Source organism: Streptomyces sp. NPDC001135, from assembly GCF_053598395.1.
Window position 1 is genome coordinate 599,970 of sequence record NZ_JBSFKD010000001.1, and the last position, 21,366, is coordinate 621,335.

At 73.1% G+C, this 21,366-nt stretch carries 17 protein-coding genes; 11 read left to right on the forward strand and 6 right to left on the reverse strand.

Going from position 1 to position 21,366, the window contains the following annotated elements; genetic code table 11:
* The first annotated feature begins 98 nt into the window (after nt 1-98).
* The 4 genes from ACWC94_RS02890 to ACWC94_RS02905 all read left to right on the forward strand — a co-directional run bounded on the left by ACWC94_RS02890 (nt 99) and on the right by ACWC94_RS02905 (nt 5,367).
* Nucleotides 99-1,499: a peptidoglycan recognition protein family protein gene (locus ACWC94_RS02890; RefSeq protein WP_450794562.1), complete on the forward strand. Its 1,401-nt coding sequence runs from the start codon at nt 99-101 to the stop codon at nt 1,497-1,499.
* 185 nt (nt 1,500-1,684) lie between these two features.
* Complete coding sequence (locus ACWC94_RS02895) at nt 1,685-2,767, forward strand: sugar phosphate nucleotidyltransferase (protein ID WP_450794563.1); 1,083 nt, start codon at nt 1,685-1,687, stop codon at nt 2,765-2,767.
* Nucleotides 2,768-3,251: 484 nt separating this feature from the next.
* Nucleotides 3,252-4,523, forward strand: a complete 1,272-nt coding sequence (locus ACWC94_RS02900) for a serine hydrolase domain-containing protein (RefSeq protein WP_450794564.1) — start codon at nt 3,252-3,254, stop codon at nt 4,521-4,523.
* Nucleotides 4,524-4,641: 118 nt separating this feature from the next.
* Nucleotides 4,642-5,367 (forward strand): dienelactone hydrolase family protein, encoded by a 726-nt coding sequence (locus ACWC94_RS02905; protein WP_450794565.1) that lies wholly within the window; start codon nt 4,642-4,644, stop codon nt 5,365-5,367.
* Nucleotides 5,368-5,429: 62 nt separating this feature from the next.
* On the opposite strand, the gene ACWC94_RS02910 is transcribed toward ACWC94_RS02905, so the two are convergent.
* On the reverse strand, nt 5,430-6,674 hold the full coding sequence (locus ACWC94_RS02910) for an MFS transporter (protein WP_450794566.1): 1,245 nt from the start codon (nt 6,672-6,674) through the stop codon (nt 5,430-5,432).
* Nucleotides 6,675-6,812: 138 nt separating this feature from the next.
* Between ACWC94_RS02910 and ACWC94_RS02915 the strand changes: the two genes are divergently transcribed.
* The gene (locus ACWC94_RS02915; RefSeq protein WP_450794568.1) at nt 6,813-7,775 is read left to right on the forward strand and encodes a LysR family transcriptional regulator; all 963 of its coding nucleotides are present in this window, start codon (nt 6,813-6,815) and stop codon (nt 7,773-7,775) included.
* A gap of 143 nt (nt 7,776-7,918) precedes the next feature.
* Here the strand turns inward: ACWC94_RS02915 and ACWC94_RS02920 are convergent, their stop codons facing one another.
* The 4 genes from ACWC94_RS02920 to ACWC94_RS02935 form a co-directional block, all read right to left on the reverse strand.
* Nucleotides 7,919-8,941, reverse strand: a complete 1,023-nt coding sequence (locus ACWC94_RS02920) for a DNA-3-methyladenine glycosylase family protein (protein WP_450794569.1) — start codon at nt 8,939-8,941, stop codon at nt 7,919-7,921.
* An 84-nt stretch (nt 8,942-9,025) separates the two neighbouring features.
* Nucleotides 9,026-10,333, reverse strand: coding sequence for a coenzyme F420-0:L-glutamate ligase (locus ACWC94_RS02925; protein ID WP_450794571.1), 1,308 nt, complete (start codon nt 10,331-10,333; stop codon nt 9,026-9,028).
* Complete coding sequence (gene cofD, locus ACWC94_RS02930; protein WP_450794572.1) at nt 10,330-11,289, reverse strand: 2-phospho-L-lactate transferase; 960 nt, start codon at nt 11,287-11,289, stop codon at nt 10,330-10,332. The genes ACWC94_RS02925 and cofD overlap by 4 nt, the downstream gene beginning before the upstream one ends.
* A gap of 33 nt (nt 11,290-11,322) precedes the next feature.
* Nucleotides 11,323-11,817 (reverse strand): cysteine dioxygenase, encoded by a 495-nt coding sequence (locus ACWC94_RS02935; RefSeq protein WP_450794573.1) that lies wholly within the window; start codon nt 11,815-11,817, stop codon nt 11,323-11,325.
* A 604-nt stretch (nt 11,818-12,421) separates the two neighbouring features.
* On the opposite strand from ACWC94_RS02935, the gene ACWC94_RS02940 reads away from it, so the two are divergent.
* The 3 genes from ACWC94_RS02940 to ACWC94_RS02950 all read left to right on the forward strand — a co-directional run bounded on the left by ACWC94_RS02940 (nt 12,422) and on the right by ACWC94_RS02950 (nt 18,073).
* Nucleotides 12,422-12,685: a WhiB family transcriptional regulator gene (locus ACWC94_RS02940; protein WP_003975777.1), complete on the forward strand. Its 264-nt coding sequence runs from the start codon at nt 12,422-12,424 to the stop codon at nt 12,683-12,685.
* 181 nt (nt 12,686-12,866) lie between these two features.
* Nucleotides 12,867-16,550: a glycosyltransferase gene (locus ACWC94_RS02945; protein ID WP_450794574.1), complete on the forward strand. Its 3,684-nt coding sequence runs from the start codon at nt 12,867-12,869 to the stop codon at nt 16,548-16,550.
* On the forward strand, nt 16,547-18,073 hold the full coding sequence (locus tag ACWC94_RS02950) for a DUF5719 family protein (RefSeq protein ID WP_450794575.1): 1,527 nt from the start codon (nt 16,547-16,549) through the stop codon (nt 18,071-18,073). Before ACWC94_RS02945 ends, ACWC94_RS02950 begins: the two co-directional genes overlap by 4 nt.
* A gap of 125 nt (nt 18,074-18,198) precedes the next feature.
* Here ACWC94_RS02950 and ACWC94_RS02955 read toward each other — a convergent pair whose 3' ends face one another.
* Entirely contained in the window at nt 18,199-18,651 is a 453-nt protein-coding gene (locus ACWC94_RS02955) for a metallopeptidase family protein (RefSeq protein ID WP_450794614.1), read from the reverse strand.
* A 405-nt stretch (nt 18,652-19,056) separates the two neighbouring features.
* Here ACWC94_RS02955 and ACWC94_RS02960 point away from each other — a divergent pair, with 405 nt between their 5' ends.
* The 3 genes from ACWC94_RS02960 (at nt 19,057) to ACWC94_RS02970 (ending at nt 21,314) form a co-directional block, all read left to right on the forward strand.
* The gene (locus ACWC94_RS02960) at nt 19,057-19,482 is read left to right on the forward strand and encodes a DUF3499 domain-containing protein (RefSeq protein ID WP_450794576.1); all 426 of its coding nucleotides are present in this window, start codon (nt 19,057-19,059) and stop codon (nt 19,480-19,482) included.
* Nucleotides 19,483-19,614: 132 nt separating this feature from the next.
* On the forward strand, nt 19,615-20,979 hold the full coding sequence (locus ACWC94_RS02965; protein WP_450794577.1) for a phosphomannomutase/phosphoglucomutase: 1,365 nt from the start codon (nt 19,615-19,617) through the stop codon (nt 20,977-20,979).
* 164 nt (nt 20,980-21,143) lie between these two features.
* The gene (locus ACWC94_RS02970) at nt 21,144-21,314 is read left to right on the forward strand and encodes a Trm112 family protein (protein WP_450794578.1); all 171 of its coding nucleotides are present in this window, start codon (nt 21,144-21,146) and stop codon (nt 21,312-21,314) included.
* Nucleotides 21,315-21,366 lie beyond the last annotated feature (52 nt).

Here is a 21,366-nt window from a genome sequence, read left to right on the forward strand (position 1 = left end):
GCGGCGTGCGGTGGGGCACCGGTTCGGCGGAACGGTCGCCGACGGACCGTCAGTTCACCGTTGGACATATTTGTATGACTATGTCCAGGATCATGCACATGCGTGGATTCCTGACCTCGTCCATCGGCGCGCCGTCCGCCGGCGCACCGGCGATCGCCGTCTGCTCGATCGGTGTGCCCTGCGCCGCGGCCCTCGCGCTCGCGCTGCCCCCGCCCGCGTCCGCCGCGCCCGCACCCGCTGTCGTCCCCCCGAGCGCCGCCGATCCCGCGGTCCCCGGAAGCACCCGCTCACTGCCGCTCGTCCCGCTCTCCGCCGAGCGTGTCCTCGGCGCCGCCCCGGAGCAGGGGCTGTACCGGCCCGAAGGAGAGCACTTCTCGCTCGTCGGGGTCGTCTGGCGCGACCCGGGCAGCGAACTGCGCGGCCGGGTCCAGGTGCGGACCCGGTCGGCCGCGGCGGGGGAGTGGTCCGGCTGGCAGGACCTCGAGACGCACACCACCGAGCACGGCGCCGACCCGGGCACAGCGGAACGGGACGCCCGGCGGGTGCGCGGGGCGACCGCACCGCTGTGGGTCGGGGAAGCGGACGGCGTGGACGTACGGGTCCGCGCCGACGGCACGGGCACGCGGGGCGGCCGTACGGGTGAGCCGCGTCTGCCGCGGCCGCCGCTGCCGGCGGGGCTGCGTCTGGAACTCGTCGACCCCGGCGACGAGGCACCGTCCGCCGGGACGCCGGCCGACGCGCCGCACACCAGCCTGCACACGGCCGCGGCGCGGGAGGCCTCGGCCGCCAACACCGACCTCACCGGCTTCGGCGCCCTGCAGATCCCGGCACTGAGCAGGCAGGCCACCGAGCGGGAACTCACCCGCCTGACGGGGCCGGTGGGGGGCAAGCCGCACATCGGGCCACGCCCGCGGATCGTCACACGCCGCGGCTGGGGCGCGGACGAGTCACTGCGCCAACGCGGGTTCGTCTACGCCAAGAAGGTCAAGGCGGCCTTCGTGCACCACACGGCCTCGGGCAACAAGTACACCTGCTCCCAGGCCCCCTCCGTCGTCCGCAGTATCTACCGCTACCACGTCACGAGCATGGGCTGGCGCGACATGGGCTACAACTTCCTCGTCGACAAGTGCGGAACCCTCTACGAGGGCCGGGCCGGCGGCGCGGCGAAGGCGGTCCTCGGCGCGCACACCGCCGGCTTCAACACCGACACCATGGGCATCGGCGTGATCGGCACGTACGGCTCCACGAAGCCGTCGAAGGCCGCGGTGACGGCCGTCGCCCGGCTCACCGCGTGGAAACTCGGGCTCTACGGGGCCAATCCGCGTGGCACGACATATCTCACGTCGGCCGGTGGCAACCTCTACCCCAAAGGTAAGAAGGTACGACTGAACGTGATCTCCGGTCATCGGGACGGATACGCCACCGAGTGCCCCGGCAAGCGACTGTATGCCAAGCTCGGCAAGGCCCGGTCCGGCGCGGCGCACTACCAGGGGCGCTGACGCGGCCGGGGAGCATGTTCGGTGCCGTCTCGGGGGGCCCGCCGGTCTCACACCGTTCTCATACCGATCTCGGGGGGAAACGCGTGGTCGTCAAGGGCGCCGCCGCTACGGTCTGCATACACTGACCGGCCGAAACGAGTAGAACGAGCAGTTCGGCCGGTCCCGGCAGGAAGCAGAGACGACAGGTGACAGAAGCGATCCTCCTGGTCGGCGGCAAAGGCACCCGGCTGCGTCCGCTCACGGTGCACACGCCCAAGCCCATGGTCCCGGCCGCCGGGGTGCCGTTCCTCACGCACCAGCTGGCGCGCGCCAAGGCGGCGGGCGTGGACCACATCGTCCTCGCCACCAGCTATCTGGCCGAGGTCTTCGAGCCGTACTTCGGCGACGGCTCCGCGCTCGGTCTGCACATCGAGTACGTGACCGAGGAGGAACCCCTCGGCACGGGCGGCGCCATCCGCAACGTCGCCTCCCGCCTGCACTCCGGCCCCGACGACCCGGTGCTGATCTTCAACGGCGACATCCTGACGGGCCTGGACATCAAGGCCCTGGTGGACACGCACGAGTCCACGTCCGCCGACGTCTCCCTGCACCTGACGAAGGTGACGGACCCGAGGGCCTACGGCCTGGTCCCCACGGACCCCTCCGGCCGGGTGCTGGCCTTCCTGGAGAAGCCGCAGACGCCGGAGGAGATCGTCACCGACCAGATCAACGCGGGGGCGTACGTCTTCCGCCGCTCGGTCATCGACACGATTCCGCTGGGCCGCCCCGTCTCGGTGGAACGCGAGACGTTCCCCGGTCTCCTCTCGGCGGGCGCCCATCTCCAGGGCATGGTCGACTCCACGTACTGGCTGGACCTCGGCACCCCGGCGGCCTTCGTCCGCGGCTCGGCCGACCTGGTCCTGGGCCGCGCACCCTCCCCGGCGGTCCCCGGCCGCTGCGGCGACCGCCTGGTCCTGCCGACGGCCACGGTGGCGCCGGGCGCGAAGCTGACCGGCGGCACGGTGGTCGGCGAGGGCGCGTTCGTCGCCGAGGGCGCCCGTGTCTTCGGCTCCACCATCCTCCCCGGCGCCGTCATCGAACCCGGCGCGGTCATCACCGACTCCCTCATCGGTACCCGGGCCCGGGTGGGCGAACGCACCGTCCTGACCGGCACGGTCGTCGGCGATGGCGCGATCGTCGGCCCCGACAACGAGCTCCGCGAGGGCGTACGCGTGTGGTGCGACGCCCGCATCCCAGCGGGAGCGGTCCGCTTCTCTTCGGACCAGTAGCGGCGGGGCGGATCACCCGGGGGCCGGCAGTGGCCGTGGCGTGGGTGGCCGGGGGCCGGCAGTGGTCTCGGCGTGGGTCGCCGGGGGCCCGAACAATGGCCGTGGCGCCGGTCGCCGGGGGCCGACAGTGGCTGCGGCGTGGTCGCCGAGGGGGCCGGCAGTGGTCGCGGCGTGGATCGCCCGGGCCCGACCAGTGGCCGTGGCGCGGGTTGCCCGGGGCCCGACCAGTGGCTGCGGCGTGGGTCGCCGGGGGCCGACAGTGGCTGCGGCGTGGTCGCCGAGGGGGCCGGCAGTGGTCGCGGTGTGGGTCGCCCGGGGCCCGGCCAGTGGCCGCAACGCGGGTCACCCGGGGGCACCTTCAAGGCCGAGGGGCGGAGCCGACGACGGCCCTCGGCCGCCCCTGACAGGGAATCAGGGTCGGGTCAGGGCTGGGTGGGGCTCCTCCCTGATGGCCGGGGGCGGCCGGGCCGGAAGCATGGTCCGCATGACGTTCCTCTCCGCCAAGTCAGCCAACTCAGCCTCCTGCGCGCCGGATTCCTTCGCGTCCTCGGCCCCCGCCGCGCCGCGCCGTGTGCTCGCCCCGTCCCGCCGGGCCCTGCTCGGCGGAGCCCTGGCCGGGGCACTCCTCGTGACGGGTGCCCTGCCGACCGGTGCCGCCGTGGCGGCACCCGCGCCTGCCCACGCCGGCCGGGAGACGGCCCCCAAGCTGGACATCCAGGCCCTGCGGGCCGCCGTCGCCGACCTCGACGACCCGCAGGCCACCGCGGCGCAGATCCGCGTCAGCGGTGCCGCGGGCCGCTGGTACGGCACCTCCGGCGTGGCCGACCTGCGCACGGGCCGCAAGGTGAGCGCCGACGACACCTTCCGCATCGGCAGCATCACCAAGGTCTTCGTCGCCACGGTCGTGCTGCAGCTGTCGGCCCAGGGCAGAGTGGACCTGAACGCGCCGGTGCAGCGCTACCTGCCCGGTGTCCTGCCCGCCGAGTACCCGCCGATCACCGTGGGACAGCTCCTCGACCACACCAGCGGACTGCCCGACGAGAGCGGCCCGGACCTGCCGGACATGAGCACGCCCGAGAAGGTGCTCCAGCACCGCTACGACCAGTGGACCCCGCAGCGGTTGGTGGCCGCGGTCAGCCACGGCCCCATGAAGTTCGCACCGGGCACCCGGCAGGAGTACCGCGGCATCAACTACGTGCTGGCCGCCCTGCTCGTCGAGAAGGTGACGGGCCACTCCTACGGCACGGAGATCAGCAAGCGCATCCTGCGCCCCCTGGGCCTCCACGCCACGTCGCTCCCGGGCAACGACCCCCGCATACACGGCCCGCACGTCCACGGCTATCTGGCGCTGGCCGACGGCACGCTGAGCGACGCCACCGTCTACAACCAGTCGGAAGCGTGGGGCGAGGGCGAGATGATCTCCAACAGCCGGGATCTGGAGCGGTTCATGACCGCGCTCTTCTCAGGGGACCTGCTGCCGCGAGCCACCCTGGACAAGATGTTCACGCTGCCCTCCGGCGACGTCCGCATGGTGGACGGCAGCCCGGCCCGCTACAGCATGGGCCTGCAGACGGCCACGGTGAACGGCATGACCCTGTGGGGCAAGACCGGTGAGCGCTACGGCTACAACTCCGGCATGTTCTCCACCCGCGACCAGCGGCGCCGGGTGGTGTACTCCTTCAACCCCACGCACCGCGACCAGACCCAGACGCGGATGACGCTGCGCATAGCCGACGCGGTGACGCGCAACGGCTGAGCCCCGGCCGTAGGCCCGCACCGCCGCGAAGCCGATGCCCGGGCCGGAGCGCGGGAGTTGTTCTGCCCGCGGTGAAAACCGGCCCGGCCGGGCTCGGTGATCACTACCTTCCGGTCTCATGACGACGGTTACCACGCGCACGGTCGCATACGCGGCCGACGGCTTGACGATGATCGGGCACCTCGCTCTCCCGGCCGGTGTCGACCGCCGGCCCGCGGTCCTGGTCGGGCCCGAGGGGATGGGGCTCAGCGACGTCGAGCGCCGACGGTCGGATGCGCTCGCCGAGTTGGGCTACGTGGCGTTGGCCTTCGACCTCCACGGCGGGCGCTATGTGGGCGACCCCGAGGAGATGCTGGCCCGTTGCATGCCGCTGCTCGCCGACCCCGACCGGATGCGGGGCATCGGACACGCGGCGCTCGACGTGCTGCGCGCCGAACCGCGGACCGACCCCGACCGGATCGCCGCCGTCGGCTACGGCACCGGCGGCGCCATCGCGCTGGAACTCGGTCGCGACGGCGTCGATCTGCGCGCGATCGGGACGGTCAACGCACTGACCACGGGCCGGCCGGGCGAGGCGGCGCGCATCCGGTGCCCGGTGTGGGCCGGGGTCGGTTCGGAGGACCCGATCATGCCGCCCGCGCAACGGGAAGCGTTCACGGCCGAGATGCAGGCCGCGGGCGTCGACTGGCGCCTCGCGGTCTACGGCGGCGCCCTGCACGCCTTCCACCACCCGCCGGTCGACCATCCCACAGTCCCCGGCGTCGGCTACCACCCACGGCACGCGCGGCGAGCCTGGCGCGACATCGTCGACCTGCTCGCCGAGTGCCTGCCTGTAACGGAGTGAACCGGTCGGCAACCGCGTTCCCGGGCCGCGAACCGGGCCGGCCGACGGCCACCGGCTGTGCGTCATGAGTCGCTACGGGCCGGCTCCGGCTCGCGCTGCGGCGCGTGGTCGTCTCGGGGAAGCAGGAGCGGGGTGGCCAGGATGAGCAGTCCCGTCACCGTGAGAGCGGTGCGTGGGCCGGTGACGTCGGCGAGCAGCCCGCCGAGCGCGGTGAGGAGGGCGATGGACGCCTGCTGGCCGATCGACCAGGCCGACAGGGTGCGGGCCACGAGATGCCTGGGGGTGTGTTCGAGCCGGTAGGTGGCGAGCACCGGGGTGTACAGGCTCATGTTGATGATGATCGCCAGCTCGACGGCCATCACGGTCACGAGGCCGACGACACCGGGACGGACGAAGGCCAGGCCGATCAGCCAGACGGCGCGCAGGGTGCCGACGGTCCGGAAGACCCTGTGCCGGCCGTAGCGGGCCACGACACGGCGGGCCAGCCGGGAGCCGATGAGTCCGCCGACACAGGGGGCGGCGAAGGCGAGGCCGTACTGCCAGGGCGGGAACCCGAGCCGGCGGAGCAGGAGCACGGCCAGCAGCGGCTCGGTGGCCATGATCAGACCGGCGACGAGCATGTTGTTCAGGTAGAGCGCCCGCAAGCCGGGATGGCCCATGATGTGTCGCCAGCCGTCGAGCAGTGCGCCCATCCGGACCGGGCTTTCGCCGGTTCTTCGGGGTGCTTCCTCTCGGCCGCGGATCGCGGTGATGCCCAGCGCGGAGAACAGGTAGCTGAGCGCGTCGGCCACCACGGTGGTGACCGGCCCGCACAGACCGATCGCCGCCCCGCCCAGCGGCGGGCCGACCGCGATGGAGCTCCAGTTCGTGGACTCGAACCGGGCGTTGGCCACGAGTAGGTCGTCCGGCCGGACGAGGGCCTTGAGGTAGGCGCCGCCGGCCGCGTTGAAGGCGATCTTGGCCGCAGCGACCACGGCCGAGACCCCGAGCAGCTGGACGAAACCGAGCCACCCGAAGGCGTAGGCGACCGGGATCGTCGCCATGGCCGCACACCGGGTCAGGTCCATCGCGATCATCACCGGGCGCTTGCGCCGGAACTCCACCCACGGCGCGAGCGGCACCGCGATCAGCGCGCCCACCGCGGGCCCCACCGCGGACAGCGCGGACACCTCTGCGGGGCCGGCGTGCAACGCCAGCACGGCGATCAGCGGGAACGCCCCGAACCCGAGCCCGGACCCGTAGGCGCTCACGGCGTATGCCGCCCACAGCCAGCCGAACTGCCGGCCCAACCGGCTCCTGCCCACCACGCTCAGCACGCCCCTTGATGTCCCACCCGAACAAACCGACGTTGACCGGTGAGAGCTAAGCGAGCGGCACAGCAACGGGTCAAACAACTTCCTTGCCGACTGTCCACAACCATCCGTTGTTCACTAGGGTGACGCGGCGTGGAGTTCGAAGCAGTGCGCACCTTCGTCACCGTCGCGGAGGCGGGCCAGTTCCAGAAGGCCGCCGCCGACCTGTCGATCACCCAGCAGGCGGTCTCCAAGCGCATCGCCGCGCTGGAGCGCGACCTCGGGGTGCGGCTGTTCACCCGCACTCCGCGCGGCGCCGAGCTCACCATCGACGGGCAGGCGTTCCTGCCCCACGCACGGGAGGTGCTGCGCGTCGCCGAGCGCGCGGTCGCGTCCGTGCGCACCGGCCGCCGTCCGCTGCGCGTCGACGTGATCGCCTCGCGCGTCGCACCGTCGGGCCTGATGCGCGGCTTCCACCGCGCGCACCCCGAGATCGACCTCGACGTGGTGATGCTGTTCGACGTCGAGACGGCCGTCGCCGCCATCCGCTCCGGTGCGATCGACGCGTCCTTCCGCGCCGTCGCCGCGCCCGGCCGGTCCCTGCCCGAGGACATCGAGTCCGTCCGGGTGCTCGACGAGCCGCTCCAGCTCCTCACCGGTCCCGCCCACGCGCTGGCGGGCGCCCGGTCGGTGACCGTCGCCCAGCTCGCCGGGCACCGGATCTGGATGCCCGGCATCGTCCCCGGCACCGAGTGGGCCGCCTACTACGACGACCTCGTCGCCGAGTTCGGCCTCACCATCGAGGCGACCGGCCCCAACTTCGGCTCCGACGCGCTCCTGGACACCGTCGCCGACACCCCGGCCCTGGCCACCTTCATGGGCGAGCACACCCTCCCCCAGCTACCGCTGGGAGGTGCCCCCATCGTCTGGCCCGCCGGCCACGGCCTGCGCCGCATCCCGGTGACCGACCCGACACCCGTCTACCCGCACTCACTCCTGTGGCACCGCGACAACCCCCACCCGGCGCTGACCACCCTCCGCGCCCACCTCGCCGCCACCTCCGACGGCCACGACACCACCGGGACCTGGGTGCCGGACTGGGTGACCCCGCGCTGAACGCCTCCGCGTCCTCGATCACCGTGGCGGGATCGACGGCCGGCACCCCGGAGGCAGAGGTGACCGCCGGCACCTTCCCGCTCGCCGGATGCGCCGACGCGCCGCAGCCCGCAAACCTGCCGGACCGGACGGCACCGCTCACCTCAAAGCAGCCCGATGTCCACCCGGGGCATCTTCGGCGCCCTGCGCCCGGGCACCCGCCCGCTCAACAAGATCAACCGAACCGCCCGGTGCCGCTGCCCGGCATACGGCTCCAGCAAGCGCAGCATCTCCGCATCGTCGGCATCCCGGTCCCCCGCCAACGCCCACCCCACGATCCCCGGCAGATGCAGGTCCCCCACCGTCACCGCGTCCGCGGCCCCATGACTGCGCTGCACCACCTCCGCCGACGTCCACGGTCCCACCCCCGGCACGACCTCCAGCCGCGCCTGCGCCTCAGCCGCCGGCATCCCCACCGCCTGCTCCAGCCGCGCGGCGACCCGTACGGCCCGCAGGATCGTGGACGCCCGCTTGTCGTCGACCCCGGCCCGGTGCCACTCCCAGGAGGGAATCAGTGCCCAGGTCCGCGGCTCCGGCATCACGGACATCGGCCGCTCCCCGGCACCCGCCGGCCCCGGCGCCCGCTCCCCGAACCGCCGCACGAGCAGCCGCCACGCCCGGTACGCCTCATCCGTCGTGACCTTCTGCTCCAGCACCGACGGGATGAGGGACTCCAGTACCAGCCCCGTCCGCGTCAGCCGCAGCCCCGGCCGCCGATGCCGCGCCAGCGCCACCACCCGGTGCCGGGGCACGAACGCCTCCGGCTCATCGGCCGCGCCGAGCCACTCGGGCAACCGGTCCAGCAGCCACTCCGACCCCGGCCCCCACGCCTCGCCGAGCACCTCACCGCCGTACGCGCGCACCCGCAGCGTGCCCGGCCCGGCGGGTGTACGGCAGGCCCGCCACACGGATCCGTCCGCGGTGGCCCGGAACGTGGGGTCGGCGGGTCCGCGCCGCAGCGGTCCGAGCACCAGCCCGAGATCGAGCGGCCCCTCCGGCACCCACCGCCGTACCCGCGCCGGCCCCGTCACCTGCCGCGGTATCCCGGCACCGGCACCCGCGGGCACGCCGACATGGCCGCCGCGCACGGTCGTACGCGTGGGTCGCTGGGGGAAACGTCCTGCCACGAAGGGGGTCCTAGACGAAGAGGTCCTGGAGGAGCCGGTGCCGTCCTATGAGCCTAGGCGCTGCCCAGGCCGTGCCACCGCACTTCACCGCACTTCGAGGAACCCGCTCGCGTCCCGCTCGGGCCGTGGTCTCGGCTCCTCGGCCGGATGCCCGACCGCCACCGCGCCCATCGGTTCCCAGTCCGCGGGCAGTGCGAGCACCTCGCGCACCACGTCCCGGCAGAACATCGTGGAGGACACCCACGCCGAGCCCAGCCGCTCCCCGGCCAGCGCGACCAGCAGGTTCTGCACGCCCGCGCCCATCGCGACGACGAACATCTCCCGCTCGGCGCCGTCCCGCCGCGCGTCCCCGTAGTGGTGCGAGCCGTCCATGACGAGGCACGGCACGACCAGATACGGCGCGTTGCGGAGCAGGTCCCCGCGGCGCACCCGTTTCGCGATGGACTCCTCGCTCCTGCCGTCCCGGCGCAGGTCGGCGATCCACGCGTTTCGCATCGCGTCCAGCAGCCGGGTCCGGGACTCCGCCGACTCCAGCAGCACGAACCGCCACGGTGTGGTGTGGTGCGGGGCCGGTGCCGTGACCGCCGCCGCCACCGCGCGCCGTACCGCGCCGGGGTCCACCGGCTCGTCCGTGAAGGCCCGGACCGTACGCCGCTGGGTCACCGCCTCCCGGACCGCCTCGGACGTGCCGAGCCGGAACATGTCGTCCCGCGCGGTCCGCACCAGCGCCCGCGCGCCCTCGTCGTCCCCGCCGCCCACGACATGCGGCAGCCCGCGCACCACGGCCACCGGCCGGCCCGTCGCCTTGCCCTTGACCAGGTCGCCCGCGGCGGCCAGCTCGTCCGCGGTGGCGACGACGGTCGCGCTGAGCGGATTGCCGTGCCCGTCCGTGCCCCCGCGCAGATCGTCCAGTACGCGCACCCCGGCGGCGCCGATCGCCACGTCCGTGAGCCCCGCGCGCCAGGGGCGCCCGAAGGTGTCGGTGACGACGACACCCACGTCGACGCCTAGGGCCTCGCGCAGGCCCGTGCGGATCGCCCGCGCGGACGCGTCCGGGTCCTCGGGCAGCAACAGCACCGTACCGGCGGGGGTGTTGGAGGCGTCGACCCCGGCGGCGGCCATGACCAGGCCCTGCCGGTTCTCCACGATGCGCAGCGCGCCGCGCCGGGCCACGACCCGGACGGTCTCGGCGTCGATCGCCGCCTCCCGGTCGGTGGCCTGTACGACCCGGCCCTCCGCCTTGGAGACGATCTTGGAGGTGACGAGCAGCACGTCCCCGTCGGCCAGGCCCGGCTCGGCGGCGGCGATCAGCTTGGCGAGGTCGTCGCCCGGCTGCACCTCGGGGATGCCCGACAGGGCCCGGACCGTGTACTGCGGGTGCTCCTCGCTCACGCTCCCCGCACCTCCTCGGCCAGCGCCAGCGCCTCGCGCGCCATCTGGGCGGCGGCGTCGACGTCGGTCATCATCAGCGGTACGGCGCGGCAGCGGATGCCGTCCGCCTCGACCCGCTCGACCGTGGCCGCGTCCACGGTGTCGACCAGCCAGCCGTCCAGCAGGCCGGAGCCGTAGTGCTCGGCGACGGCGGCGGCCGTGGACTGGACGCCGACCGCGGCGAGCACCTTGTCGGCCATGCCGCGCACCGGCGCGTCCCCGACGATGGGGGACAGGCCGATCACGGGCACCCCCGCGTCCGCGATCGCCTCCCGGACGCCGGGCACGGCGAGGATCGTGCCGATGGACACGATCGGGTTGGACGGTGGGAACAGGATCACGTCCGCCTCGGCGATCGCCTCCAGCACACCGGGTGCCGGCTTGGCCCGCTCCGCGCCCACGGGCACGACGGCCTCCGCGGGGACCGACGCGCGCAGCCGCACCCAGTACTCCTGGAAGTGGACGGCCTTGTGCTCACCGTCGACCCGCACGGCCACGTGTGTCTCGACGCGGTCGTCGGTCATCGGGATCAGCTTCACACCCGGCTTCCAGCGGTCGCACAGCGCCTCGGTGACGGCGCTGAGCGGATAGCCCGCGCCGAGCATCTGCGTGCGCACGATGTGCGTCGCGAAGTCCCGGTCGCCGAGGCCGAACCACTCGGGTCCGACCCCGTAGGCCGCCAGTTCCTCCTTGAGGTGGAAGGTCTCGTCGGCCCGCCCCCAGCCCTGTTCCTCGTTGATGCCGCCGCCCAGCGTGTACATCACCGTGTCCAGGTCGGGGCAGACCTTCAGCCCGAAGAGGTGGATGTCGTCGCCGGTGTTGCCGATCACCGTGACGTCCGCGTCCGGCACGGCCCGCTTCAGACCGCGAAGGAAACGGGCACCACCGATGCCGCCTGCCAGAACCACAATGCGCATGCGCCAAGTCTTGCAGGCGGGTACGACAACGCGTCAGGCAGTCACCGGACGAGCCTCGCAGTGCGGGGCCGTGTGCATCGGCATCTCCGTCAGGCCCGGGTAGTAGACGTGCAGGCTGACCGCCGGCTCCAGCGCGTCGTTGACGACCTCGTGGACGTAGCCCGGAGCGAACACCCGCTGCGCCCCCGCCGCCAACGCGCGCGTGCCCCGCTCGGTGCGCTCGGTCAGCGTTCCCTCCAGGACGGTCAGGACGCCGGAGGAGCGGCCGTGGTCGTGCAGTCCGCTGCCCTGCCCGGGCACCCAGGACAGCAGCCACACCTCGTAGCCGGGGCCGGTGCGCAGCCGGTGGTACCAGCGGGTGGTCGCGTCGTAGCGGACGAGGTGGGCCCACTGGGAGCGGTCGGCGGCGATCGAGCGGGCCAGGCCCACGAACTCGGCGACGGTGGCCGGGTGCTCGCGCGGTGGCTGGAGCAGGTGCGGGACTTCGAGGATGTCGCCGGCGATCTGGAGGTCGTTGTCGCTGTTCATGGGTGCGGTGGTTCCTCGGTGAAGGAAGGGCAGAGGGGGATGAACACCGAGTCGCGGGTGACTCGGACCACAGCTGGAGCAGGGCGTGGCTCAACAGCTGGAACAGCAACAACAGCTACAGCGACCCCGGGCAGCACCGTGGGACCCGGCGGTGCGGGTCGAGGTGAGTGCCAAGTTCGCGAGCATGCCCACTAGGACAGCGGCTCACACCTGGGCTGTCAACTCGACGCCCGGTATGTGGGACACGTTTCACCTCATCCGGTTCATCTGTCAGGTGAAAGGTTTGTTCACCTGGATCCCGGGACACATGGGGCACATCCGTGCGCTCAAGCCTCGTGCAACGCGATCGAACACGGGGACGTCCTTCTCCGTACAGAGGGCTGTACGGAGTTCGACCGCCTCCTCGGTCCCTCGCCTGCGTGGCAAGGTTTATGCCGATTTGAACACTTTCCGCATGGCCTTGGTTCCGCAGAGTGAATAACGGGCTCAATAGCAGATCTCGGCTTGACTCGCCCGGAGCAGCACACTTGTAATTTCACTCGTGTCGTTCAGCCGAAACCGGTAACGGCAACACGGGGACGCGAAAGACAGACGAGGGGCGCACATGACCGAGCTGGTGCAGCAACTGCTGGTCGACGACGCGGACGAGGAACTCGGCTGGCAGGAGCGCGCGCTGTGCGCCCAGACCGACCCCGAGTCCTTCTTCCCCGAGAAGGGCGGCTCCACCAGAGAGGCGAAGAAGGTCTGCCTCGCCTGCGAGGTCCGCTCCGAATGCCTCGAGTACGCCCTCGCCAACGACGAGCGATTCGGCATCTGGGGCGGCCTGTCCGAGCGGGAGCGCCGCCGGTTGAAGAAGGCCGCCGTCTGACCGGACAACCAACCCAAAACGTCACGAACGGCCCGTCGCCCGTGGGTTATCCACAGGCGGCGGGCCGTCGTCATGGCCAGCCGATAGTGTGGTCGCTCGTCCGAGACGCCCCGCTGTCCCCTCGGCCCCCGAGAGGGCGCGGGCGTCCACCGCAGTCCATCGAACCGGGGCCCGTACCTCGATGTCCGTGCACAGCCATACGGCAGCCCAGCAAGACACCGCTGCCACCGCAGCCTTTGACCCGGCCCGCCCGCCCGAGTTCCCGCGTCACGTGGTGACCGCGGTCCTCGTCGCCCACGACGGTGCCCGCTGGCTGCCCGACGCCCTCGCCGGGCTGCTCGGCCAGGAGCGCCCCGTGCAGTACGCGGTGGCCGCCGACACCGGCAGCGCGGACGACTCCGCCCGGCTGCTCACCGACGCCCTCGGCGACGCGGGCGTCCTGCACCTGGCCCGGCGCACCGGCTTCGGCCAGGCCGTCGAGGAGGCGAGCCGCACCGCCCCGGTCCTCACCCCGGAAGAGCTGCCGTACCTCAAGCGCCCCAGCGGCTGGGACCCGGTCACCCGCTCCTGGCGGGACGACGCCTACGACCTGCCCGAACTGCCGCACGGCGAGCCCGTCCAGTGGCTCTGGCTGCTGCACGACGACTGCGCCCCCGAACCCGACGCCCTCGCCCAGCTGCTGCGGGTCGTCGACACCGAACTGGAGCTGGGCCGCGACGACGTGGCGGTCGTCGGCCCCAAACTGCGCGGCTGGTACGACCGCCGGCAACTGCTGGAGGTCGGCGTCTCCATCGCCAACTCCGGCCGCCGCTGGACCGGCCTGGACCGCCGCGAACAGGACCAGGGCCAGCACGACCACGTCCGCACCGTGCTGTCCGTCTCCACCGCCGGCATGCTCATCCGCCGTGACGTCTTCGAACAGCTCGGCGGCTTCGACCGCCGACTGCCCCTGATGCGCGACGACGTCGACCTGTGCTGGCGCGCGCACGCCGCCGGCCACCGCGTCCTGATCGCCCCCGACGCCGTCGTACGGCACGCCGAGGCCGCCTCCCGCGAGCGCCGTACCGTCGACTGCGTCGGCCGCACCGCCGCCTCCCCGCACAAGGTCGACAAGGCCGGCGCCGTCTACACCCTGCTCGTGAACACCCGTGGCGCCGCGCTGCCCTGGGTGCTGCTGCGGCTCGTGTTCGGCACCGTCGTGCGGACCATCGCCTATCTCGTCGGCAAGGTGCCCGGCCAGGCCGTCGACGAGATCCGCGGCCTGCTCAGCACCCTGCTGCGCCCCGAGCGGATCATCGCCGCCCGGCGCCGCCGCGGACGCCCGCAGATCGACAAGGCCGAACTGCGCCAACTCCTGCCACCACCCGGCGCCACCGTCCGCGCCACCGTGGAACAGCTCGCCGCCAACTTCACCAGCGGCTCCGACGACACCGCCCGGGCGGGCCGGCACGGCGGCGCCGTCGAGTCCGGCCCCGGCGGCGACGACGCCGACTTCCTGGAGGTCGAGCAGTTCGCCCGGCTCAAGCGGATCGCCCGCAAGCCCGGCCCCGTGCTCTTCCTCGCACTCCTGCTCGTCTCCCTGACCGCCTGCCGCGCCCTCCTCAGCGGCGGTGCGCTCGTGGGCGGCGCCCTGCTGCCCGCCCCCGCCGGCGCCGGCGACCTGTGGGCGCGTTTCGCGGACGCCTGGCACCCGGTCGGCTCGGGCGGCACCGCGTCCGCCCCGCCCTACCTCGCCGTCCTCGCGACCTTCGCCGGCATCCTGTTCGGCTCCACGGGACTCGCCGTCACCGTCCTGCTGGTCGCCTCGGTACCGCTCGCCGGATGCACCGCCTACTTCGCCTCCCGGCCGCTCGTCACCTCCCGGCTGCTGCGCGCCTGGGCGGCCATCGCCTACGCCTTCCTGCCCGCCACCACCGGCGCCCTGGCCGGCGGCCGCATCGGCACCGCCGTCCTCGCCGTGCTGCTGCCGCTCATCGCGCGCGCCGGCCTCGCCGCGAGCGGCCTCACCAACCGCTTCGGCGCGCGCGGCAGTTGGCGCGCCACCTGGGCGTACGCGCTGCTGCTGACCATCACCACCGCCTTCACGCCGATCGTGTGGCCCATCGCGCTGCTCCTCGGCATCGGCGTGCTCGTCCTGCGCCGCGGCGACATCGTCGCCCACGCCCTGCGCTTCCTCACCCAGCTCGGAACCCCGCTGCTGGTCCTCGCCCCCTGGTCGCTGACCCTGCTCCCGACCGGCTTCTTCAAGGAAGCGGGCCTGGCGTACGGCCCTTCCGCGGCCTCCGCGTCCGACCTGCTCGGCGCCAGCCCCGGCGGCCCCGGCACCGTGCAGGGCCTGATGCTCCTCGGTGTCGTCCTCGCCGCCCTCGCCGCGCTGCTGCGCTCCGAGCGGCAGCTGGCCGTCCGAGCCGCCTGGGCGGTCGCCCTGGTGGCCCTCGTCTTCGCCGTCCTGTCCAACAGGTCCGCCTGGGCCGGACCGGCCACCCTCGTCTACGGCATGGCCCTGCTGGCCGCCGCCGCCCTCGGCGCCGACGGCGCACGCGCGCGTGTGGCCGAGCAGAGCTTCGGCTGGCGCCAGCCCGTCGCCGCCCTGATCGCCTTCGCCTGCGCCGCGGGCCCGCTGCTCGTCGCCGCCGGCTGGATGATCCGGGGCGCCGACGGCCCCGTGGAGCGCCGCGACCCCACCCAGGTGCCCGCGTTCGTCGCCGAGGACTCCGCCACCGGCGACCGGGCCCGCACCCTGATCCTGGACAGCGACTCCACCGCGCGCGTGCGCTACTCCCTGGTCCGCGGTTCCGGTGCCCGTATGGGCGACGCCGAGATCAGCGCCGCCGACGGCGGGGACACCCGGCTGGACAAGGTCGTCGCCAACCTCGTGGCCGGCTCCGGCGCCGACCAGGCCGACGAACTCGGCGGCTTCGCCGTGCGCTACGTCCTCGTCCACAAGGGCGCGCCCCGCGACATCACCCGCGTGCTGGACACCACCCCCGGCCTGACCCGGCTCAGCCAGCAGCACGGCAGCGCCCTGTACCGCGTCGACCGGGAGGTCTCCCGCGCCACCATCGTCCCCGCCGGCGGCTCGGGCACCGCCCAGCCGGTCACCGCGGGACCGGTGGAGATCCACACGACCGTCCCCGCCGGTTCGGGCAGCCGCGTCCTGCGCCTGGCCGACACCGCCTCCGACGGCTGGACCGCCACCCTGAACGGCAAGCCGCTCACCCGCACCACGGTCGACGGCTGGGCCCAGGGCTTCCAACTGCCCGCCGACAGCGGCAGGCTGGACGTCACCTACACCGCCCCGCTCACCCACACCGCCTGGCTGTGGGCCCAGGGCGCGCTCGCCGTCGTCCTGGTCGTCCTCGCCCTGCCCGGCCGCCGCCGCGACGTCGACGACGACCTGCCCGAGGAGGAGCCGCTGCCCGCCCAGGCCACCGCCGGCGAGGGCCGCCGCGCCCGCCGCCTGCGCGCCCAGGCCGAGGAACAGGCCGCCGACGAGCAGCCGGCCGCACCCCCGCTGCCGCAGGAGCCCCCGGCCGCCGTACCGCACCAGCAGTCCTACGACGACTGGGACCAGGACTCCTACGCGAACACCGGATACGCGGGCTACGGAACCGACCAGTACCAGACCGGCACCCCCTACCAGCCCTCCGGCTACGACCAGCAGGCGTACCCGGCCGCCGACCCGTACCAGACGGGCCAGTACGACCCGTACGCCTACGGCGGCACGGCCGCCCAGACGCCGTACGACCCGACGGCCTACCAGCAGGGCTACGACCCGGCGTACGACCCCGCCCAGCAGGGCTACGACCCGGCCCAGCACCCCCACGGCACCGGCAGCGAGCGCCCCGACGGGAGCCAGCAGTGAACCGCACCACCCTGTCCCTGATCGCCGGCACCACCGCGCTGGCCGCCGTCACCGCGTTCGCCGCGCTCGACGGCCCGTCCGCGTCCGGGGCCGCCGCCCCCAGGCCGGCCGCGAACCTGCCGGTGCAGCGCACGAGCCTGCTGTGCCCGGCGCCGAGCATCTCGGACATCGCCGACACGGCGTACACGTCGTTCACGCCCGTCACCCGGTCCACGCCGAGCACCGGCAAGGCCCAACTCCAGGCGGCGGACGAGCAGACCACGGACGGCACGGACAACTCCCGGGGCGGCAAGGGCTCCAAGGCGTCCAAGAGCGGGAAGAAGACGGCGGACAAGCCGGTGCTCACCCCCAAGGCACCGGGCACACCGGTCACCGGGGACACCTCCGGCGCCGACGCGCCCGCGCTCATCGGCACCGCCGACGGGAAGTTCGCGCCCGGCTGGACCGTCCAGGAGACCACCGAGGTCGCCGCCGGCACCGGCCGCGGCCTCCAGGGCGTCAACTGCACGGCCGCCGACACCGACTTCTGGTTCCCGGGCGCGAGCACGGCCGGCAGCCGCACCGACTACGTCCACCTGACCAACCCCGACGACTCCGCAGCGGTCGTCGACATCGAGCTGTACGGCAAGGACGGCGCGATCAAGTCCCCGCTCGGCGAGAACCAGACCATTGCGCCGCACGCGAGCAAGCCGATCCTGCTCTCCACGCTCACCGACGAACAGCAGGCCGACCTGACCGTGCACGTCAGCGTGCGCAGCGGCCGGGTCGGCGCGTCCGTGCAGGCCCTGGACGACAAGGCGGGCGGGGACTGGCTGGCCGCGGCCGCCGACCCGGCCGGCAGCCTGGTCCTGCCCGGCATCCCGAAGGACGCCACCGACGTCCGCCTGATCGCCTTCACGCCGGGCGGCGACGACGCCGACCTGAAGGTCCGCCTGGCCTCACCGGACGGCCTGATCACCCCGGCGGGCAACGAGACCCTGCACCTGAAGTCGGGCATGACGACCACGGCCGACCTCGGCGCCGTGACCAGAGGTGAGGCGGGCTCGCTCGTCCTGACCCCCACGGACCAGTCGATCCCGGTGGTGGCGGCCCTCCGGGTGGTGCGGGGCAAGGGCGAAAAACAGGAGACGGCCTTCATCCCGGCCACCGCCCCCGTCGGCACCCGCGCGACGTCGGCCGACAACAGCGCCAAGGGCACGACCCTCGCCCTGACGGCGCCCACCGCCACAGCCACGGTGAAGGTCACCGCCTCGGCGGGCAGCGAGGGCGGCACGGCGACGACGAAGACGTACACGATCAGATCCGGCACGACGCAGAACGTCCCGGTCCCCGCCCCGGCCGGCCTCCAGGGCACCTACGCCCTCACCGTCGAAACCGTCTCCGGCGGCCCGGTCTACGCCTCCCGCACCCTCACGGCCACCGAGGCGCAGATCCCCGGCTTCACCATCCAGAACCTGCCGTACGACCGGGGAATGGTGGCGGTACCGAAGACGACGGAGGACTTGTCCATCCTGCAGAAGTGAGGACCGGCCTGTCGGCCCCCACGGAGCCCCGAACAACCAGGCCACCGGACCGCCCCCCACCCGGCAGCGAGGTGGGGGGCCTTCCAGCAGACCCTGCGACGCCGGGATGATCCAAACGAGAGGGCCTAGTCCTCTCCGTACCGCGGATCCACCGTCTCCGGAGTCAGCCCCAGCAACTCGGCCACCTGCTCCACGACCACCTCGTGCACCAGCGCGGCCCGCTCGTCCCGCCCCTTCGTCCGGATCTCGACCGGCCGCCGGTACACCACCACCCGCGCCCGCCGCCCGTCCCGCGCGGGAACGACCCCGCCCAACGGCACGGCCTCATCGCTCCACGCCTGCTCGTCCCGCCCCTCCAGCCGGGGCACCTCCAAGACGAGGAAGTCGATGTCGGCCAGCTGCGGCCACCGCCGCTCAAGACGGTCCACGGAGTCCTGCACCAGATCCGCGAACACATCGGCACGGCTGGCCGCGAGCGGCACCTGCGGCGGTGCGATCGGCCCCCGCATGCCCCGCCCGTGACGATCACGGCGACGGGGCCCGGGTCCGGTGGCACGAGGCGGTACACGGTTGTCCATCACTGGGGAAGCGTAGTCCTCGCACGCTCCGCCCGCCCGGCCCCACACGGCAACCCGCTCGCCCCCCACGACGACCCGCCCCCTCCCTTCCCCCCCACGGCAACCAGCCACTTCCCCCGGACCGACCAGCACCCGCCGCCGTTCAGCCGCCGCCGATCGGCCCATTCCCCTCCGATCGGCTGCATCCACCCGCGTGTCGCAGGCTGACCATTCCAGCCAACGAATGGCGCGTTTCCGTGACCCTCCAAGACCGGCGAACTCAAGGCGATTGACGGTATATGTGCCAAACCGTGACCGTACCGAGTGCCGCCCCAAACCCGCCGAGGACCCGTCCTCGCAGGTCAACAAGGTCCCCCCGAAGGGGTGTGTGGGACGTTTCACACCACGACACAGTGGAGTGACGTGGTGGGGAGTCGTCGCGGCCCGCTCAAGAGTGCGGTACCGTCCAACGTCGTGAGCCCTGTACGTCGCTGTTCGCGCACCGCCTGCGGCCGACCCGCCGTCGCGACGCTGACGTACGTCTACGCCGACTCGACCGCGGTCCTCGGCCCGCTCGCCACCTACGCCGAGCCGCACTGTTACGACCTGTGCGCCGAGCACTCCGAGCGCCTCACCGCCCCCCGCGGCTGGGAGGTCGTACGCCTCCTCGACGGCTCCGCTCCCGCGCGGCCCAGCGGAGACGATCTGGAAGCGCTTGCCAACGCCGTACGCGAGGCGGCCCGCCCCCAGGAGCGGGCGGCCGAGGCGGGCGGCGGAGGAACCCGTACGGCCGACCCCATGGAGGTCGCCCGCCGCGGCCACCTGCGAGTCCTGCGCTCCCCGGACAACTGAGCCACCCACGCCATCCGCCCCCGCGGGCCCCCTCGCGGTCACGACTGGGCGTCCACCTGGTGTCCGCACACCTCCCCCTTACCCCCAACGGGTAGTTTGTGGGCACCCATAGGACTTTCAGGAGGGTTGGCCGTGACTGCTGATCTGTCGCAGATCGTGAAGGCGTACGACGTACGCGGAGTGGTCCCGGACCAGTGGGACGAGTCACTGGCCGGACTGTTCGGCGCCGCCTTCGCCGAGGTGACAGGAGCGGCGGCGATCGTCGTCGGCCACGACATGCGGCCCTCCTCCCCGGGGCTGTCCCGCGCCTTCGCCCGCGGCGCGGCGGACCGCGGTGTGGACGTCACCGAGATCGGGCTGTGCTCGACGGACCAGCTGTACTACGCCTCGGGCGCGTTGAACCTGCCCGGCGCGATGTTCACCGCCTCCCACAACCCGGCCCAGTACAACGGCATCAAGATGTGCCGCGCGGGCGCCGCCCCGGTCGGCCAGGACACCGGCCTCGCGCAGATCCGCGAACTGGTCGAGCACTGGCTGGAGTCGGGCGCACCGGAACCGGTGGCCCAGCCGGGAACCCTGTCCTCGCGGGAGACGTTGGACGAGTACGGAGCGCACCTTTGCTCCCTGGTCGACCTGACCTCCATCCGCCCCCTGAAGGTCGTGGTCGACGCCGGCAACGGCATGGGCGGCCACACGGTCCCCACGGTCTTCGCCGGCCTGCCCCTGACCCTCGTCCCGATGTACTTCGAACTGGACGGCACCTTCCCCAACCACGAGGCCAACCCGCTCGACCCGGCCAACCTCGTGGACCTGCAGAAGCGTGTCCCCGCGGAGGGCGCCGACCTGGGCATCGCCTTCGACGGCGACGCCGACCGCTGCTTCGTCGTGGACGAGAACGGCGACCCGGTCTCCCCGTCCGCGATCACCGCGCTGGTCGCCGCCCGCGAACTGGCCCGCAACGGCGGCAAGGGCACGATCATCCACAACCTGATCACGTCCCGCACGGTCCCGGAGGTCGTGAAGGAGCGCGGCGGCACCCCGGTCCGCACCCGCGTCGGCCACTCCTTCATCAAGGCCGAGATGGCCCGCACCGGCGCCATCTTCGGCGGCGAGCACTCCGCGCACTACTACTTCAAGGACTTCTGGAACGCGGACACGGGCATGCTGGCCGCCCTGCACGTCCTCGCGGCCCTCGGCGGCCAGGACGGGCCCCTGTCCTCCCTCGTCGCCCAGTACGACCGCTACACCGGCTCCGGCGAGATCAACTCCACGGTCGCCGACCAGTCCGCCCGCCTCGCCGCGATCCGCACCGCGTACGAGGGCCGCGCCGACATCACCCTCGACGACCTCGACGGCCTCACCGTCGCCGCTGCCGACTGGTGGTTCAACGTCCGCCCCTCCAACACCGAGCCGCTCCTGCGCCTCAACGCGGAGGCGAAGGACGAGGCGACGATGACGAAGATCAGGGACGAGGCCCTGGCGATCATCAGGGGGTGATACCCGGGCCTTCCAGCCGACAGTTCCCGGTGGCGGGTGGCCGGTGGGCAAAAGCCGGGGTCCAGGGGGCGGAGCCCCCTGGGCGGCACGTGAGCCCAGCTCAGCCCGCCCACCAGCGGTACGCTGACCACCGGCCAGAGAACCAACCCTCGAAGGGACACCCCATGCCGCTCGAAGCCGGCCTCCTGGAGATCCTCGCCTGCCCGGCCTGCCACGCCCCCCTCACGGAGCAGGACACCGAGCTGATCTGCACGAGCCAGGACTGCGGCCTCGCCTACCCCGTCCGCGACGGCATCCCGGTCCTGCTCGTGGACGAGGCCCGCCGCCCCGAGTGACGACGCCCTTGACGTCGTAGACAACCTGCACAGGACCCCCGGCGATCGGAGG